Below are 16,880 nucleotides of genomic sequence, written 5' to 3' on the forward strand. Positions count from 1 at the left end.
AAGACGATAGAAGTCGCCGGGCTCCCTCAGCCCGGCGACTTCTTGCTGGCGTTTACGAAAACAGGTGCTGAACGGCGTCGCGCTCTTCGGCCAGCTCCTGGTAGGTTTCGTCCATCTTGCGGCGGCTGAACTCGTTCACGTCGAGGCCCTGGACGATCTGGTAGTCGCCGCCACTGCAGGTGCAGGGAAAGCCGTAGATGACCCCTTCAGGAATGCCGTAGCTGCCGTCGCTCGGCACAGCCATGCTGACCCAGTCGCCTTCCGGAGTGCCCAGGGCCCAGTCGCGCATGTGGTCGATCGCGGCGCTCGCCGCACTGGCGGCGCTCGACGCACCGCGCGCCTCGATGATCGCCGCGCCGCGCTTGGCGACGGTGGGAATGTATTCCTGCTCGTACCAGGCATGATCGTTTACCAGCTCGTAGGCATTCTGGCCGTCCACCTCGGCATGGTAGAGGTCGGGGTACTGGGTGACCGAGTGGTTGCCCCAGATGGTCATGTGGCGCATGGTGGTGACGCTCTTGCCGGTCTTGCTTGCGAGCTGCGAGAGCGCGCGGTTGTGGTCGAGGCGCACCATGGCGGTGAACTGCCGGGGATCGAGGTTGGGTGCGCTGCGCATGGCGATCAGGGCGTTGGTGTTGGCGGGGTTCCCGACGACCAGCACCTTCACGTTGCGGCTCGCGACATCACTGAGGGCCTTGCCCTGCACCGTAAAAATCGCGCCGTTGGCTTCGAGCAGGTCCTTGCGCTCCATGCCCTTGGTGCGTGGACGGCTGCCGACCAGCAGGGCATACTCGGCGTCCTTGAAGGCCACGTTCGGGTCGTCGGTCTGCACCACGCCCGCGAGCAGCGGAAAGGCGCAGTCTTCGAGTTCCATCACGACGCCCCTGAGCGCGCCCAGCGCCGGGGTGATTTCGAGGAGCTGCAGAATGACCGGCTGGTCTTTGCCGAGCATCTCGCCCGAGGCGATGCGGAAGAGCAGGCTGTAGCCGATCTGGCCGGCCGCTCCCGTGACGGCCACGCGAACAGGTTGTTTCATGTGCTGTGTCATGTCGATCTCCCTTCGTGTCTCAAGCGGGTTCATGCTAACCCACGAGGCAGATCGAGCAAAGGGGCAGCAGCAGGCGGGCAACATCGGGCGTAAGAAAAAACCCTCTCCGTGTCAGGAGAGGGCCAGTGAACAGAGGCAACGCCGCGAGGCTCAGTCGGCTTGCGAGTCGCCGGTCTGCACTTCGGCAGCGGCACTCTGGGTCTTGCTGACGTTCTTGGGCTGCGAGTCGCGCATCATGCGGCCACGGTCGGTCTTGATGCGGGCGGCCTTGCCGCGCAGCTCACGCAGGTAGTACAGCTTGGCACGACGAACCTTGCCGCGCTCGAGCACGTTGATCTTGTCGATGCCCGGCGAGTTGATGGGAAACACACGCTCGACGCCCTCACCGAAGCTGATCTTGCGCACGGTGAAGCTCTTGCGGGTACCACTGTTGTTGACGGCGATGACCACACCTTCGAAGGCCTGGACGCGGGTGCGGTTGCCTTCGGTCACCTTGGTATCCACCCGCACGGTGTCGCCCGGCTGAAAGTCAGGCTGGGTCGTCTTGAGGTGGGGTTGCTCGATCGAGCGGAGGATGGCGCCACGGTTGATTTTCATAGTTGCTCCTTCGCAGCAGGCGGACCACCCCGAAGCACTCACCCGAAGCACTCAGAGGCCTTCACTGCCACTTCGCTCGGCCACGTCGCGGGCCAAGGCACAAGAAGGAAGTATAGCGGTGTGCATGGCAGGGACGCAACGATGAGAGCAGTGCACTTGCAAATTCAGATGCAGCTCACCGAAAGAACGAAACAACCACCAGATCATTCATGCTTCATTCATGCCCTAGCGGATGTGAAAAAGTCCGTGCAGCCCAGGCCGGACAGCTGGTTAAGGTGAACGTGTCCCTTCGGACAATTCACAATGGCCGCTCCGCGCAGGAGCGGACGGGAGCTTCATGCACAAACACTTGTTGCTTGGCTTCACCCTCCTTCTCGCCGCCTGCAGCGCGCCACCGACGGGCCCACTGAGCTCCTCTCCGGAGGCTGGGCAGCTCACCACCCTCGCCGTCAAGAGCTGGCCTGCCTACAACAATGGCGACAGCGGACGTGACGTGGTGACCATTCAGTACCTGCTGCGCCACCGCGGGTACAGCCTGAGCGTGGACGGCGCGTTCGGCAGCGGCACGGAAAGCGCCGTGCGCAGCTTTCAGACGAGCAAGGGCCTCACGTCCGACGGCGTGGTGGGCAGCAACACGTGGGAAGCATTGATCGTCACCACCCGCGAAGGAGACAGCAACAACGCCGTGCGCGCCGTACAGGACCAGCTGAAAAACCAGTACGGCTACAACCTGACGATCGACGGGGTTTTTGGCAGCGGCACCAAAAGCGCCGTGGTGGACTTTCAGAGCAAGCGGGGCCTGAGTGCCGACGGCATCGTGGGCCTCAACACCTGGCACGCCCTGGTGACCGGCACCTCGTCGGGCGGCAGCGCCGCGAGCCTCGCCAACCAGATTCTCAACAACTCGCGCATCACGCTGGGAAGCAGCAGTTCCACCTCGGGAGGCAGCCCGCGTCAGAACATCATCGACACCTCCAACGGCCTGCCCGCCAAGCGCGGCTGCAGCACCGACGCCAACTGTGGCCTGACGGTCTACCTCAAGGCGAACATGCTGCAGGGCATGCAGAACGTCGCCGGGCGCTACACCATCTACATCACCTCGATTGCCGGCGGCGTGCACTCCAGCACGTCGTACCACTACCGGGGCACCGGCTTTGACATCGGCATCGTGAACGGGGTGCGGGTGAATGGGGACAGCTCGCTCAACCGCGCTGCCATGCAGGCCTGCCGTGACTTCGGCGCCATCGAGGTGCTGGGACCGAGCAACCGCGCCGACCACCAGGACCACATTCACTGCGCCTGGCCGGACTGAGACCCGCCCTGCGCCCGCCAAAGGCGGGCGCGCTTCCTGCCCACCCTGGAGGGTCAATGAACACCACCATGAATCGGCGTGAAGTGCTGCAGCGCGGCCTGGGACTGGCGGGCATCCTGCTGCTGGCGGGCTGCGGTGTGCAGGTCACCCCTCCTGACGCCGAGCGCCTGAACACGCTGGCCGTGACGCAGCCCGGCATCATCGGTTGCGCCTCGTGGAAGGCCGCGCCGCCCAAGGAAGCCATCACCGTGCTCAGCGCGCGGCCGACGCGCCTGATCGTCCATCACACCAACACCGCCAACACGAGCGACACCTCGCTGGCGCACGCGCACGAACTCGCCCGCTCCATTCAGAGCTACCACCAGAACAACAACGGCTGGATCGACTCCGGGCAGCAGTTCACCATCACGCGTGGCGGCTACGTGCTCGAAGGCCGTCACCGCAGTCTGGAGGCCGCGCAGAACGGCAACCTGCAGGTGGTCGGCGCGCACTGCCCCGGTCAGAACGAGGTGGCCGTGGGCATCGAGAACGAGGGGAATTACCAAAGTGTGGCGCCGCCCAGCGTGCTCTACAACCAGCTGGTCACCCTGTGCGCCTGGCTGTGCGACCGCTACGGCATTGTCAGCACCGAGATCTACGGGCACCGTGACTTTTACGCCACCGCCTGCCCGGGTGACGTGCTGTACAGTCAGCTGCCCAAACTCCGCTCGGACGTGGCCGCCAAGCGGGGTCAGGTCGTGCGCGTGTGGCCGACGGTGCGCAGCGGCTTCAGCGGTGAGCGGGTAAAAAGCGTGCAGTATCTGCTGAACGCACGCGGCCAGAGCGTGGCCGTGGACGGCCAGTACGGCTCCGGAACGGCGGGAGCGGTCAGCCGGTTTCAGGCGGGCGCGGGGCTCACCCAGGACGGCGTGGTCGGATCACTCACCTGGGAGCGCCTGATCCTCACCGTGCGCCGCGGTGACCTCGGCAGCGCCGTGCAGGGCGTGCAGAGCCAGCTGGCCAGCAAGGGTTACGCCCTCAGCGTGGACGGCAACTTCGGGCCCGGTACGGAAAGCGCCGTGAAGAGCTTTCAGTCTTCCCGGGGGCTCACCAGTGACGGCATCGTGGGACCGGCAACCTGGCATGCGCTCGTCAGCTGAGCGCGAGAAGGCGCCAGGCGGCGCCGAGCTGTTCACCACCCCAGCCGAGGGCCCGCACGGCGGCGTCCGGCGCCAGCCAGTGCCGTTGGTAGGTGCGCCCGGTCGCCGGATCGGGGCCGGTGGGCGATTCGCGCTGCAGGCGGGCCGCAAAGCGCAGCTGCGCGTACGGGGCGCCAGCGAACCAGGCCGTGTCTTCCGAAACGCGCTGATACCCGAGATACCTCACGTCACGCACGGTCACCCGGGCTTCTTCCCAGGCTTCACGCGCGAGGGTCTCCTGCCAGGTCTCCCCTGCCTCGGGCTGACCGCCGGGCAGGGTGAACTTCTCGCCGTCGCGCAACACCAGCACCGCGCCACCAACATTCAGGACCCAGCCGTACACCTGCGTGACCGGCAAAGCAGGCGGCAGGGGTTCCTCGAACCACCGAATTTCCATCACCACACCATAGCGGCGCGCACGGTCACGCGCCGGGCGCTGCTCCTGTGGCAGCCAGAAAGGCAACCATGAACCACCTTCTTCGTCTGGGGGCACTGGGCGCACTCACCGTCAGCCTGCTCGCCTGCAACCAGTCCACGCCGACACAAGGTCAGGACGCTGCGGTGGAGATTCAAAAGCAGCGCTCGGCTCCATCGGGTCAGTTGCGTGGAATCTGGGTCGATGCCTTCGGGCCGGGCCTCAAGACTGCCGCCGAAATCGATTCCCTGGTGGCGGACACGAAGGCGCTCCATGCCAACGCCATTTTCGCGCAGATCGGTCGGCGTGGCGACTGCTACTGCAACAAGGCTGCCATGCCGCGCACGAGCGACCCGGCCGTGCAGGGCGGCGGGTTTGACCCACTGGCGTACCTCCTGCAAAAAGCGCATGCCCAGGGCATCCAGGTGCATGCCTGGATCATCACGACCGCCATTCACAACCAGCTGGCCGCGCCTTCCCAGCCGGATCACGTCTTCAACCTGCACGGGCGCGGCAAAACCGGACGCGACTACTGGCTGATGCAGCGCGCGGATGGCCTGGAGCGTGCCGGAAACGACTTCCTGCTCGACCCCGGGCATCCGGACGCCGCGAAGTACATCACCAGCATGTACACCAGCGTGGTTAAGAACTACGACGTGGACGGCGTCCACTTCGACCGCGTGCGCTACCCGGATTTCAACCTGGGCCTCAACGTGCCCAGTTGGGGCTACAATCCCACCGCCCTGGAGCGTTTCCGCGCGGACACCGGACGCACGGATACGCCCGAGCCGACCGACGCGCAATGGATGCAGTGGCGGCGTGACAAGGTCACCAAACTGGTCAGGGACACCAGCCGCGCCGTGAAGGCCATCAAGCCGCACGTGTGGGTGAGCGCCGCGACCATCACCTACGGATACGGCCCAGCCGACCTGGGTGGCTTTCACACGTCACGCACCTATGTTGAGGTCCTGCAGGACTGGGCCAAGTGGATGCAGCAGGGCCTGATCGACCTGAACGTCATCATGAATTACAAGCGTGAACACTTCACCGCACCGGGCAACGACCAGCGCCTGATGTACGAACAGTGGAATCAGTTCGCGGCGTCGCAGGTTCGTGGACAGGTCGCACTGGCCGTGGGCAGCGCGATTTACCTGAATTATACGGACGGCAGCGTGACCCAGATCCAAAAAGCCCTGACCCAGCCGGGGGTGAGTGGCTGGGTGGGTTACTCTCACCGCGTGCCCGACGCCAACGTCAACGCGGGTACCCGGTCACGCACCGACGCCTGGGCCGAACTGGCGGCCAAACTCACGGGCGCAGGCGGTGCCTTCGAGAAGGAAGCCAGCTGGGGAACCGCGCCGGTCAGACCGGGCTCGGGCAGTCTGGAAGGCAGCGATGCGCCTGAGCCCGCCCGCGCGCATCCTGGAGTGCGCGAGGTGCCCCAGGACCCCGACGAGCGCAACAACCCCGAGGGTGCCGGCTACCGCTGAGCTTGATAGGCCAAGACAGGAAGCGCAGGCGAATGCGTCTGCGCTTCCTGTCGTTTGTCCACTGCGCCTTACCCTTGAGTGTGCCGCACGAACTGCCCGGCGCGGGCAGCACACAGTAGAATGCCCGCGTGAACGAACCATTCGGCGTGCTGGATCTGGGCGTCCTGCCATACGCGCATGCCCTGGAGCGCCAGAAAATTGAGCATGACCGTGTCGTGCGCGGCGGTCAGCCGACGTTGATCCTGGTGGAGCATCCACCCGTATTGACTTTGGGGCGCAAGGCGCGCGAAGGCGGCAACATCATCGCGCCGCGCGAGCTGCTCGCCCAGCACGGCATCGAGGTGTTTGAAGTCGAGCGTGGCGGCGACGTCACGTATCATGGGCCCGGGCAACTGGTGGCCTACGCGATCTTTCCGGTAGGACGGCGGGTGCGCGACTTTCTGCGGCTGCTGGAAGCGGCGTTCGTGCGTGTGGCCGAGGGCTACGGCCTCAGCGCGCGCGCCAACCCGGGCTACGCGGGCGTGTACGTGGACGCCCGCGAGGTGAACGGCCGCCTGCTCGACCAGAAGCTCGCCTCGATCGGGGTGGCGGTGCAGCGCAACGTCGCCTTTCACGGGGTCGCGCTCAACGTCGCCACCAACCTCGCCCACTTCGACCTGATCCTGCCCTGCGGTCTGCAGGACACCCAGATGACCTCGCTGGAGCGCGAGTTGACCTTGCGTGGCGCGCCGCAGGCCGTGAGCATGCCAGACGCCAAGGCCCGCACGGTGGCGGCGTTTCGCGAGGTGTTCGCGAATTACGACTGGACCCTGCCCGAACTCTCCCCCTCCCTCACCGCCGACCCTTCCCCTGCCGCGCAAGGAGCGCTATGACCACCGAACCCCGCTTTGTCAAGAACGGCATCTACCGCAAGGACGCGGTCAAGGAAAAACACCGCGAACCCAAACCGGCCTGGCTGAAAGTCAGCATTCCAACCGGCGAGGTCTTCGGCGAGGTGCGCAAGATCGTCAAGGAGCACAAGCTGCACACGGTCTGCGAGGAGGCCATGTGCCCCAATATCGCCGAGTGCTGGTCGCGGGGTACGGCAACGTTCATGTTGATGGGCCACATCTGCACCCGCGCCTGCCGTTTCTGCGCGGTGGATACCGGCAACCCGATGGGCCGCCTGGACGTCACCGAGCCTTACTCGGTCGCCGAGAGCGTGCAGCTGATGAGCCTCAGATACGTCGTGCTGACCAGCGTGGACCGTGACGATCTGCCCGACGGCGGCGCCTACCACTTCGCGCGCACGGTGGAGCAGATCAAGAAAACCTCGCCTGAAACCCGGGTGGAAGCCCTGACTCCCGATTTCGGTGGCAACACCCACTGCGTGGACCTGGTGCTGAATGCGGGCGTGGACGTCTACGCCCAGAATCTGGAGACGGTGCGCCGCCTGACCCATCCGGTGCGTGACATCCGCGCGTCGTACGACGGGACTCTGGCAGTGCTCGCGCACGCCAAGGCTGCGCGCCCGGACGTGTACACCAAGACCAGCATCATGCTGGGGCTGGGTGAAACGCACGAGGAGATTCTCGAAGCCATGCGCGACTGCCGCGCGGCTGGTGTGGACGTGCTGACCTTCGGCCAGTACCTGCGCCCCACCGAGCATCACCTCAAGGTCGAGCGCTACGTGACGCCCGAGGAGTTCGCGCAGCTGCGCGAGATCGGCCTGCAGATGGGCTTTGTCGAGGTGGTTTCTGGCCCGCTAGTGCGCAGCAGTTACAAAGCCGAGCAGCTGTTCATGGACAAGCCTGGCAGCTTCCCGGAGCACCTGGCGCACCTGGAGCAGGACAGCTCCCTCTCGTTGATCTGACCTTTCCGGAAGTGCAGTCAGGGCGGCGTTCACGCGTGAACGCCGCCCTGCTTCGTTCGGTTCATCCACGCATCGGGCGTTCAGGGTCGGCCCGGTCAAAGCCCTCGTCTTGCAGCGCACGGGCGTCCGGGAGCACGCCCGAAGCCTGCCCGTCTCCCTTCGGCCGGGCCGCGTCGCGTTGGAGGTATTCCAGGGCGTCCACGGCCCGCAGCGGCTTCGAAAAAAAGTAGCCCTGCACTGAATCACATTCGAAGCGGCTGACACCGGCCAGCTGCGAGGCGGTTTCGACACCTTCCGCGACGACACGCAACCCCAGTTCATGGGCGAGCTCTACGATGGCCCTCACCAGGGAGCCGCCCTTCTGATCCATCGACCACACAAAGGACCGGTCGATCTTGAGGGCGTCCACGTCAAGACGCTGCAGGTAGGACAGGCTGGAAAAGCCGGTGCCGAAATCATCGAGCGCAATTCGCAGGCCCATCGCACGCAGGGCGGCCAGCTTCGCGTTGCTGCCCTCGATGTCATGAATCAGCGCAGACTCGGTGAGTTCGAGCCCCACGGCCTGGCCGGGCAGCGCGGCGGCGTGCAGCGCCGCCGTGACGGTCTCCACGAACTCGCTCTGCGCGAACTGTACGGGCGAGACATTGACGCTCACCCGCACGTCTCCGTACCCCAGGGCGCGCCACGACTGAATCTGCCAGGCGGCCTCACGCAGGACCCATTCACCCAGACGGAGGATCAGCCCGCACTGCTCGGCGACTGGAATGAACCGGTCGGGCCCAACCATCCCCAGCACCGGGTTGTGCCAGCGCAGCAGCGCTTCGAAACTGCGCAGCGAGCCAGCGTGCGGATCCACGATGGGCTGGTAGTGCAACTCGAATTCGCCACGCTCCAGCGCACCCTGAAGCTGCACCTCGATTTCGAATTGCCCGCTGGTCTCGTCATGCCACGACGCCTCGAAAAAACGGTAGGCGTTGCCGCCGGACTGCTTTGCCCGGTACATCGCCAGGTCGGCATGCCCCAGGGCGCTCTGGGCATCCAGAGCGTCGTGTGGCACCAGGGCAATACCGATACTCGCCGAAATGGCCAGCGGTCGACCGTTGAGCTGGTATGGAATGGCGAGGTGCTTCAGAATCTCCGCTGCCATCTGCCCAAGCGCATTGCGGTTCAGCTGTTCGGCCACGACGATCAGCTCGTCGCCGCCCACCCGCGCCAACAGCGTGTTCGGCGGCAGTATCTGCCGGATTCGCCCGGCGACCTGTTTGAGGAGCGCATCGCCGATCGCGTGACCGAACAGGTCATTGACGGGTTTGAAACGGTCGAGGTCGATGAACAGCACCGACACTTCGCGGTGCTGCTCCAGCGCGCGCGATGAACACCGGAAGCTGCTCGTACAGGGCCGCGCGGTTGGGAAGTCCGGTGAGTGCGTCGGTGTACGCCTGCACGCGCAGCCACCGGGTCAGGCGGGCATTCTGGAATTCGGCAACCAGCAGGCGCAGCAGCACCAGAAATGCCACGGTCATCGCGATGCCGTTCAGTGCGGGTGTCCAGGAACCTGCGGGGGACGGCAGGAACATGCGCGCGAAGCTGACGGTGATCGCTACATACGGCAGAAACTGCAGGGCGCGGGGCGCCAGACGGCCCCAGCGCCCGCGGACTGTCTGGCCGGCGTGGCCGGGTTGGGTGCTGCGGTGGGCGGCCAGTGCAAACATCACCGCACCCCAGTTCCAGAGGGGATCGATGATCTGTCCGACTTGATACGTCCCTCCGGCGCTCAGATAGCCATAGCCGACGTGCGCGCCGCTGAAGGCCAGCACGCCCAGACCGAGCAGCCCGGCGTGGGTCCGGCCAGGATTGCCCGGGTGCCCGAGCAGGAAGACCAGAATGGTCACCAGCAGCAGGTCTGACGTCGGATGTGCCAGCGCGGCGAACGACAGATCAAAGGCAAACACGCTGCGCTGCACCCACGGCAACACGAGCCCGGCCACCGTGAGCATGATGATCAGCACGTCAAGGACGAAGGTCAGGATCTGGGTGCGGCTGCTGGTAGGTGCACACAGATGCAGCACACCCGTCAGAAAGAGCGGAACGAACAGCAAAAAGCCCACGTCGGCCACCGAGGGAAACGGAACAGCCCGGTGGGTCAAATCCAGATAGGTGTAGGCCACCTGACCGAGGCCCCAGGCCAGCAGCGCCGCCGAGATGAACGACCAGGCGCGGCGCAGCTTGCCCTCGTGTGCCCGGGCGGCGCGGTAGGTCAGGACCGCTGCAAGCGCGTAGATCGGCAGAAACACCAGGTTTCCGATCAGCACGCGCAGTTCTTCCGGCCGGGAACCAGCCAGAACCCACAAGGTGTGCAGAACGGTCAGCAGCAGCAGTGCAGACCACGCCCAGGAGGGACGACGTGCGGCGGAACGGTCGGTGGCCGGGCTGAGGAGCCTGGGCAGGGTAGGCATTCTGTTCAACCTACGCGGAACCATCTGACAGTCTTCTTTCACACGAGCACTGAGCTTTCACACAAGCACTGACCCGCGAACGCATCCGGCAGATCGAGAAAAGTGCGCTGCGCAAACGGATGCTCTTCGAGCGGCACAGCAACCTTCTGGCCGACTTTCTATTCAGCGAACGAGTACAAAGCGAAGCTTGTGCTCCTGCCCGGCGCGGTACAAACTCACCTGGGTGCGTCCCGACCGCTTGCGCGGACCCAGCGGTCTCTACACATCAAGGCCATTGCCAGCGCACAACGATTCTCGTCTGCCTGCACGAGCCGGGCACCCGGGAAAAGCGCCCCTCAACGCACGGAAATGGGAACCCGCAGCCGGACCGGGTACAAAAAAGCCGTCTGCGCCGCGCTGGGCATGTAAAGTGAACGCACATGTCGTCCACCAACGCCTTTTCTGCGGCCTCCGTACCGGTCAGCCGGTACTTCTCCTTGTCGGCGTTCTGGTTCGGCTCCAGTTTTCATTGGCTGCTGTTGCTCCTGATTCTGATGCCCGCGAGTGTCGTGCGCTTCGTGGGCGACGAGCAGAAAGGTACCTACCTGGGCCTGATGCTGGGGGTGGGCGCCGTGATCGCCCTGGTCATGCCGCCACTGGTCGGCGCGCTGTCCGACCGCCTCGGGCGGCGCATGGTCTTTTTACGCTGGGGCGCTGTGATCAATGTGCTGGGCATTGTCCTGATGGCCCTGGCACCCGGATACTGGCTCTTTTTTCTGGGTTTTCTGGTGGTGCAGTTCGGCAACAACCTGGCCACCGCGCCCTACAGCGCCCTGATTCCCGAGCTGGTCCGCCCTCAGGAACGCGGGCGGGCCAGCGGCATCATGGGCTTCTTGCAGGCAGGCGGTCAGCTTCTCGGGGCGCTGTGCGCCTTTGTCTTCGGCCTGCTGCAGATACCGGCACTCGCTTCATACGCCTCTATTGCCGTGGTGCTGCTGCTGAGTGCCCTCGTGACCCTGCACTTCATCCCCGAGCCACAGCCGCGCGAACGTGAGCGGGCGCCCAGCATTCCCTGGTGGCGGCTGTTTGCCCTGCAGGCGTTTTTATGGGTCTTCGTGACACGGGTGCTCTTCAGCTTCGGGCAGTACAGCGTGCAGCCCTTCTTGCAGTTTTACGTGGGTGATGTGCTGAACCGCCAGACCGACGCTGCAACGGTCACCAGCGTGATGCTGCTGTGCATCATCGTGGGAAGCATTCTCAGCACCCTGATCGGCGGGCGCCTGTCGGACCGGGTGGGCCGCAAGCCAGTCATTTACGTGGCGGGCGTTCTGATGGCCGCCTGCGCGCTGCTGTTTCTGGTCGCTCCGAACCTGCCGGTAGCGCTCGCCTTCTCGTTTGTCTTCGGCCTAGGGTACGGCGCCTTTGTCAGCGTGGACTGGGCCCTGGGAAGCGACGCCATGCCCAGTGCCAAGTCGTACGCGCGCGACATGGGCGTGTGGCACATCGCGTTCGTGGCGCCGCAGATGTCGAGCGCCCCGCAAGGCCTGCTGCTCGACTGGGGCAACCGCCAAAGCGAGCATCTGGGCTACACGCTGGTCTTTGGCATCGCCGCCGCCTGTTTTCTGCTGGGCGTGGTCCTGATCCGCCAGATTCGTGACGTGCGCTGACTTCTGGCCCAAAAGGGCGACGCCACGAGCAGGGCAAGCTCGTGGCGTCGTTCTGGACAACGGCTTCAGCTGGCTTTCGACTCGGCCTTGGCGGTATCGCGTACCCGCGCGGCGTCTTCGGGGCTCAAGTCGGCCAGGTCGCCGACCTCACGTCCCAGCACTTCGCCGGCGTACTGCTGAGCGGGCTTTGCGGCATGCGGCGTGTCGCGCAGCCACAAGGCCATGTTGGACTGCAGCTTGCTGGCCGTTTCATTGCCGATTCCGGCAGTGCGGGCTTTGCCAAACGGGCGGCTCGGCATGACCTGCCGCTGTGGCCCGGGGGTGTACCCGCTGGCAGCGTTGCCGTCGTCATCGTCGGCGACGATGCCCAGCATGGCGCTCAGGGCGTAGCGGCGCAGGTAGGTGATCGCGCTGCCGTAGCCTTGCGGATCGTCCTTGACGAGGCGGGTTTCGCTGATGCTGGAGATGTATTCCCCGCTCTCGTGCAACAGCACCGTTTCCAGCGCGGCACAGCCGGCCTCGCTGCGGTACGGCAGCTGCAAGACGCTGAGGCGGTTGTCCTGCAGCGCATTGCGGCAGGCGTCCCATACAGCGCCGAGATCGGCATACTTGCTGCGAAAGGCCGGGTTGGTGCTGTCCTTGATGGCCACCTGCAGCTGGCCCTGCGCCTTCACGAGCGCGGGCGCGAGTTTGGTGATGCTGTCAGATCGTTGCATGACTCTACTCCTCGAAAAATCAGGGCTTCGGAATATGCTTACAACAGAATTATAGCGGGTTTTTTGTCAGCAGACCAGTAGACCAGCCAGCCGTGACGGGCAGTACCGGACCAGCCTGCAGGTCCGCTATGGTAGGCCGGTGGGCAAGAACCAGGGCTACGCGTACCGTGAACAGCTGAACGGACAGGCCACCGGCCAATCGACGCTGCACTACCTGAGCGCCCGTTATCCCCATTCTTCTCCCAGCCAGTGGCAAGAGCGCCTGGACCGGGGCGAGGTGCTCCTCGATGGCCGCCCCGCCCGTGCCCACGAAACGCTGCGGGCCGGGCAGATCCTGGTGTGGCACCGGCCACCGTGGCAGGAACACAAGGCACCCCGACACTATGAGGTGCTGTTCGAGGATGACGTCCTGCTGGCCGTCAACAAGCCCGGTGGTCTCCCCACGCTGCCCGGAGCCGGGTACCTGGAAAATACCCTGCTCCAGCTCGTCCGCGCACGCACCCCTCACGCCGCGCCGCTGCACCGCCTGGGGCGTGCCACGTCCGGGCTGGTGCTGTTCGCCCGCACACCGCAAGCGGCGGCGCAGCTGTCTCGGGCGTGGCGTGACCGCGCAATTCAAAAAATCTACCGCGCCCTCGCGTCCGGCGTGGCCGAACACGAGTGCTACGACATTCACGCGCCGATCGGGCCGGTGCCCCATCCCCGCCTGGGCACCGTGCACGCAGCCTCGCCGGATGGCAAAGCTGCCCGCAGCGTGGCCCGCCCGCTGGAGCGCCGCGCGGACACCACCCTGTTCGAGGTCGACATTCACACCGGGCGGCCACACCAGATTCGCATTCACCTGGCCTGTGTCGGCCACCCGCTGCAGGGAGATCCGCTCTACGGGACGGGTGGACTGCCCGGCTCACAGCACCCCGGCCTGCCGGGAGACGCTGGCTACCTGCTGCACGCCGAGCAGCTGATTCTGCGTCACCCGATGTCAGGAGCCACGCTGCACCTCCGGGCACCTGCGCCCGCCGGGTTGCGTCTGACAAGCGAAGACTCCTGACGAACGTTCCCGGCGCCCGGCAGGGGCTTACGTCTCCTGCCGGGCTGTGCTTGAATAAGAATTCATGTTCCGCCGCAAAGACACGCCCTCGACCGATCCCCTGCCATTTGGCCTGCGCGCGGATCTGTCGAGGTCCGGCGAAAAGCTGATTTACCGCGCACGTACTTTCCACGCTCCGTTTGGAAAAGAAGCCGACACGTTGCAGCGAACCTTCCTGAGCGAATGCCGCCTGAGCGTGCTGGTGTTCCTGAACCGCAAGGGCGCGCTTGGAGCGCTGGATCACGCAGTCTACGGCGCAGCCTTTCCCGACGCGGACATTCAGGCAGACGTCCGCACGCTGCTTCCCCGTGCAGCCTTGCGCTCGCTGGGACAGTCGTTCGTGCTCGCGCGCCAGCGTGGCATCACCAGGGCCTCCGGCCCCGAGCTGACCCCCACCGAGCAGGCGACGCTGGACGCACTCTGGAACATTATCGAGCTGGCGCTGATTCTTCCGGGCAACCGGGGTGGGCGCGACTTTATCACTGGCGAGCAGGCCCGGGTCCAGACCCTGCTGACTGACCGGTTTCGCGTCAGCGCGCCGGCGCGTTCCGACGTCGGCGCTCCCCGGCACCCGACATTGACGGGCGCGGAGCGGCCTGAAACACCGACGGTGGCCGAGCTCGCGTCGCCGGAGGATTCCGGCTCGCGTGAGCTGCGCACCACCCCACTTCAGCCCGAAGCCGAGGCGGGAATCCTGGCGGCGTCGCGTCCCGTCGCCGAAGTGTTCGACTCCGTTCGCTGGGCCGAAGTGTTTGATAAAGCAACCGTAGATGTCGAGGGCGGCAAGTTCTTCATGCCCCCCCAGGTCACGGCGTTGCTGGAACAGGCAAATCAGCGCCGTCACACGACGCGCCTGCTGCTGACGCAGACGGCTTCGGCGCATTTTCTGCAAAGTCAGCTGCACGTGGCCGAGCAGTATCAGCTGTTCCTGCTGGCGGCGTTTCTCTCCGCCGGACAGGAAGCGAGCCTGCGCGATTTACGTGTTCTGGCGCGCGTGATGAAGCTGTCGGGCGGCTTTCTCAACCTGCAGGGCTGGCACAAGATAGGGCGTCAGCTTCACGAGGCACTGTCCCTGCAGGACATCGCGCAATTCGTTCCCGAGTCGCTGCGCTCGATTGGACAGCGCACCGAGCGCGAAGTCGCCGAGGATTTCATCACGACGGTCATCGAGGAAACGCTGGGGCTTTTCGACGTCCTGCTGGCGCTGGGCCGTGATGATGACGGCACGCGCGCCGCGTTCCGCCAGCAGGTCTACGCCGCGCAGGCCGCGCGCAGTGAACAGTACCTGCCGGAAAGTGCGGCGCGTGCACGCGCGCAGCTCCCGCCATCCCCCAGCCTGCCAACAGGGCTGCTGGGCCAGGTCCTGGGCGAGCGTTTCCAGCAACTGCGGGGCACGCTCACAGTGCCCGCGCGCAGCGAGGAGCAACGTGAGGCCTGGCGCAACGACTTCGCGCGGCACTTTCAGGTGTTGTTCGCCACGTCCGTCCGGCAGGCAGGTCCGGTCACCTTCGGGCATCACAGTGTCGCCTTGCTCAACGCCCTGTCCGGTGAAGGTCGAAGTGCGTCCGGGTGGCAGGCATGGCACGACGAAGCGCTCCGGGAATACGCGCTGGACCCCTTCGTCTTTCGCCCAGATTACCTGCGTGAGTTGCTGCATGCCGCCAGCGCCAGTGCCACCTGGCGAAGTGCGCTCGACGTGCTGCAAAAAACAACCCGGAACGTGATCGAAACCTACGTCAACGACCTGCTGGGTGGCGCAAACCAGGAACAGGTCGCCGCCGGATTCGCTCGCCTGCAAGCCGGCATCGAGGAACACCTCGGGCCGGCGCCCACAGCGCAGGGCAGCGTTGTCACCGCTCCTGACAAGGACAGCGAGCCCACTGCCGCCGCGCAGTCCCAGGCGTCCCCGGAGGACTCGTCCACCCTGGAGACGGCGCCCGAAGTCGAGGACGAGCCCGCCACAGCACGGACACCGGAAACGGCAGCAGAACTGTCGTTGCCGACCCTCTCCACTGAAGTGCCCATCCCCAGAACGCCGGTGTTCATCGAGACGCTGGAGGATGAGGTCTGGGACGACGAGGAACTGACCCCTCAGCGACCCGCCGGTCCCGATCTCGGCCCCGACTTCTCACTGGAGCTGCCCTCTCACCTGCCCAGCACGCCCAAAGGAACCGACCTGACGCTGGAAATCGATCTGCCGGTCCCTGACTTGCAGGAACCAACGTCCACAAAAACGTCTTCGGCTTCCAGCGCCCGCGGACAGACCTCGCATGGCGCGTCACACGAGCAAGATGAAATGGAGACGGTGCTGCGGGATGTGTCGGCGCTGGTGGGACAAGAAGACCTCAAGCGTCAGATCCATCAGATCGCCAACCTGATCCGGGTGCGTGAGATGCGGCGCGCCAGCGGACTGCCGACCACCGACTTCACTCCGCACCTGGCGCTCGCCGGAAAGCGGGGCACGGGGCGCACGACGGCGGCTCACCTGCTGGCCCGCCTGTACCGGGCGGCGGGCCTGCTGACACGCGGGCACGTGGTGGAGGTACTCGCCACCGACCTGATGGCCGGGGACGCTCCGGAAAATATGGAGGCACTGGAGCAGGTCATCAAGCGCGCGTCGGGTGGTGTCCTGTTGATCGACCGGGCCTACACCTTGACCGAACTCGACTCCTCGGGCGGACACGTCGTGTCGCTCTTTATGCGGCTGCTGGAACGGCACCGTGATGATCTGGCGGTGATCGTCGCCGGTAAGCAGGAGCGGCTGGAGTATTTCCAGACGTACAACGAGGCCACGCGTACACGCTTCGCACGGCTGGTGCAGCTGACTGACTTTACGGTGGCAGAACTGGCCGAGGTGCTCGCCCGCTTTGCTGCGCGTCAAGGCTTCCGGATGGACCACGAGACCATCCTGGCCGCCCAGCAGGCTTTCACCCGGATGGCCGAGGCCCGTCAGCAAAGCATCAGCCTGCTGGAGGTACCGCCGGTACTGGAGAGCGCCCTGTCCAGACACGCCAACCGCGTCGCGGGGCTCGCCCAGATTGCCCCCGACGATCTGATTCGACTTGATCCGGCAGACTTCTGAA

Annotated in this window: 14 protein-coding genes; 8 read left to right on the forward strand and 6 right to left on the reverse strand. The window is 65.4% G+C overall.

Going from position 1 to position 16,880, the window contains the following annotated elements; all coding sequences use genetic code 11:
* Nucleotides 1-52: 52 nt before the first annotated feature.
* Nucleotides 53-1,048, reverse strand: a complete 996-nt coding sequence (locus DEIPE_RS03090) for a malate dehydrogenase (RefSeq protein WP_015234532.1) — start codon at nucleotides 1,046-1,048, stop codon at nucleotides 53-55.
* A 150-nt stretch (nucleotides 1,049-1,198) separates the two neighbouring features.
* Nucleotides 1,199-1,645 (reverse strand): 50S ribosomal protein L19, encoded by a 447-nt coding sequence (rplS, locus tag DEIPE_RS03095; RefSeq protein WP_015234533.1) that lies wholly within the window; start codon nucleotides 1,643-1,645, stop codon nucleotides 1,199-1,201.
* 337 nt (nucleotides 1,646-1,982) lie between these two features.
* Between rplS and DEIPE_RS03100 the strand changes: the two genes are divergently transcribed.
* Nucleotides 1,983-2,957: a peptidoglycan-binding protein gene (locus DEIPE_RS03100; protein WP_015234534.1), complete on the forward strand. Its 975-nt coding sequence runs from the start codon at nucleotides 1,983-1,985 to the stop codon at nucleotides 2,955-2,957.
* A gap of 56 nt (nucleotides 2,958-3,013) precedes the next feature.
* On the forward strand, nucleotides 3,014-4,096 hold the full coding sequence (locus DEIPE_RS03105) for a peptidoglycan recognition protein family protein (protein WP_015234535.1): 1,083 nt from the start codon (nucleotides 3,014-3,016) through the stop codon (nucleotides 4,094-4,096).
* Here the strand turns inward: DEIPE_RS03105 and DEIPE_RS03110 are convergent.
* Nucleotides 4,089-4,598, reverse strand: a complete 510-nt coding sequence (locus tag DEIPE_RS03110) for an NUDIX hydrolase (RefSeq protein WP_015234536.1) — start codon at nucleotides 4,596-4,598, stop codon at nucleotides 4,089-4,091. The genes DEIPE_RS03105 and DEIPE_RS03110 overlap by 8 nt on opposite strands.
* Nucleotides 4,599-4,600: 2 nt before the next feature.
* Between DEIPE_RS03110 and DEIPE_RS03115 the strand changes: the two genes are divergently transcribed.
* The 3 genes from DEIPE_RS03115 to lipA all read left to right on the forward strand — a co-directional run bounded on the left by DEIPE_RS03115 (nucleotide 4,601) and on the right by lipA (nucleotide 7,892).
* Nucleotides 4,601-6,040, forward strand: coding sequence for a glycoside hydrolase family 10-like protein (locus DEIPE_RS03115; RefSeq protein ID WP_015234537.1), 1,440 nt, complete (start codon nucleotides 4,601-4,603; stop codon nucleotides 6,038-6,040).
* A 128-nt stretch (nucleotides 6,041-6,168) separates the two neighbouring features.
* Entirely contained in the window at nucleotides 6,169-6,912 is a 744-nt protein-coding gene (gene lipB / locus DEIPE_RS03120; RefSeq protein ID WP_015234538.1) for a lipoyl(octanoyl) transferase LipB, read from the forward strand.
* A complete protein-coding gene (gene lipA, locus DEIPE_RS03125) occupies nucleotides 6,909-7,892 on the forward strand; it encodes a lipoyl synthase (RefSeq protein ID WP_015234539.1) in 984 nt (327 codons plus the stop codon). The genes lipB and lipA overlap by 4 nt, the downstream gene beginning before the upstream one ends.
* Nucleotides 7,893-7,953: 61 nt before the next feature.
* Here the strand turns inward: lipA and DEIPE_RS03130 are convergent, their stop codons facing one another.
* Nucleotides 7,954-9,237, reverse strand: coding sequence for a putative bifunctional diguanylate cyclase/phosphodiesterase (locus DEIPE_RS03130; protein WP_052326616.1), 1,284 nt, complete (start codon nucleotides 9,235-9,237; stop codon nucleotides 7,954-7,956).
* Nucleotides 9,191-10,348: a GGDEF domain-containing protein gene (locus tag DEIPE_RS21945; RefSeq protein WP_052326617.1), complete on the reverse strand. Its 1,158-nt coding sequence runs from the start codon at nucleotides 10,346-10,348 to the stop codon at nucleotides 9,191-9,193. Before DEIPE_RS21945 ends, DEIPE_RS03130 begins: the two co-directional genes overlap by 47 nt.
* Nucleotides 10,349-10,767: 419 nt before the next feature.
* On the opposite strand from DEIPE_RS21945, the gene DEIPE_RS03135 reads away from it, so the two are divergent.
* Nucleotides 10,768-11,994, forward strand: a complete 1,227-nt coding sequence (locus DEIPE_RS03135) for an MFS transporter (protein WP_015234540.1) — start codon at nucleotides 10,768-10,770, stop codon at nucleotides 11,992-11,994.
* Between the two features lie 65 nt (nucleotides 11,995-12,059).
* Here the strand turns inward: DEIPE_RS03135 and DEIPE_RS21950 are convergent, their stop codons facing one another.
* Nucleotides 12,060-12,710 carry an ERF family protein gene (locus DEIPE_RS21950; protein ID WP_015234541.1) on the reverse strand — a complete coding sequence of 217 codons (651 nt, stop codon included), beginning with the start codon at nucleotides 12,708-12,710 and terminating at the stop codon, nucleotides 12,060-12,062.
* Between the two features lie 139 nt (nucleotides 12,711-12,849).
* Here DEIPE_RS21950 and DEIPE_RS03145 point away from each other — a divergent pair, with 139 nt between their 5' ends.
* Both DEIPE_RS03145 and DEIPE_RS03150 read left to right on the forward strand, forming a co-directional pair.
* Nucleotides 12,850-13,758, forward strand: coding sequence for an RluA family pseudouridine synthase (locus DEIPE_RS03145; RefSeq protein WP_015234542.1), 909 nt, complete (start codon nucleotides 12,850-12,852; stop codon nucleotides 13,756-13,758).
* Nucleotides 13,759-13,822: 64 nt separating this feature from the next.
* The gene (locus DEIPE_RS03150) at nucleotides 13,823-16,879 is read left to right on the forward strand and encodes an AAA family ATPase (RefSeq protein WP_015234543.1); all 3,057 of its coding nucleotides are present in this window, start codon (nucleotides 13,823-13,825) and stop codon (nucleotides 16,877-16,879) included.
* Nucleotide 16,880 lies beyond the last annotated feature (1 nt).

This window comes from Deinococcus peraridilitoris DSM 19664 (assembly GCF_000317835.1).
GTDB classification, from domain to species: Bacteria; Deinococcota; Deinococci; order Deinococcales; family Deinococcaceae; genus Deinococcus_A; species Deinococcus_A peraridilitoris.

What these genes read in the sequence shown, in the direction of transcription:
- DEIPE_RS03090 (WP_015234532.1), bottom strand. Translation starts at nt 1,048, where the DNA reads ATGACACAGCACATGAAACAACCTGTTCGCGTGGCCGTCACGGGAGCG.
- rplS (WP_015234533.1), bottom strand. Translation starts at nt 1,645, where the DNA reads ATGAAAATCAACCGTGGCGCCATCCTCCGCTCGATCGAGCAACCCCAC.
- DEIPE_RS03100 (WP_015234534.1), top strand. Translation starts at nt 1,983, where the DNA reads ATGCACAAACACTTGTTGCTTGGCTTCACCCTCCTTCTCGCCGCCTGC.
- DEIPE_RS03105 (WP_015234535.1), top strand. Translation starts at nt 3,014, where the DNA reads ATGAACACCACCATGAATCGGCGTGAAGTGCTGCAGCGCGGCCTGGGA.
- DEIPE_RS03115 (WP_015234537.1), top strand. Translation starts at nt 4,601, where the DNA reads ATGAACCACCTTCTTCGTCTGGGGGCACTGGGCGCACTCACCGTCAGC.
- lipA (WP_015234539.1), top strand. Translation starts at nt 6,909, where the DNA reads ATGACCACCGAACCCCGCTTTGTCAAGAACGGCATCTACCGCAAGGAC.
- DEIPE_RS21945 (WP_052326617.1), bottom strand. Translation starts at nt 10,348, where the DNA reads ATGCCTACCCTGCCCAGGCTCCTCAGCCCGGCCACCGACCGTTCCGCC.
- DEIPE_RS03135 (WP_015234540.1), top strand. Translation starts at nt 10,768, where the DNA reads ATGTCGTCCACCAACGCCTTTTCTGCGGCCTCCGTACCGGTCAGCCGG.
- DEIPE_RS21950 (WP_015234541.1), bottom strand. Translation starts at nt 12,710, where the DNA reads ATGCAACGATCTGACAGCATCACCAAACTCGCGCCCGCGCTCGTGAAG.
- DEIPE_RS03150 (WP_015234543.1), top strand. Translation starts at nt 13,823, where the DNA reads ATGTTCCGCCGCAAAGACACGCCCTCGACCGATCCCCTGCCATTTGGC.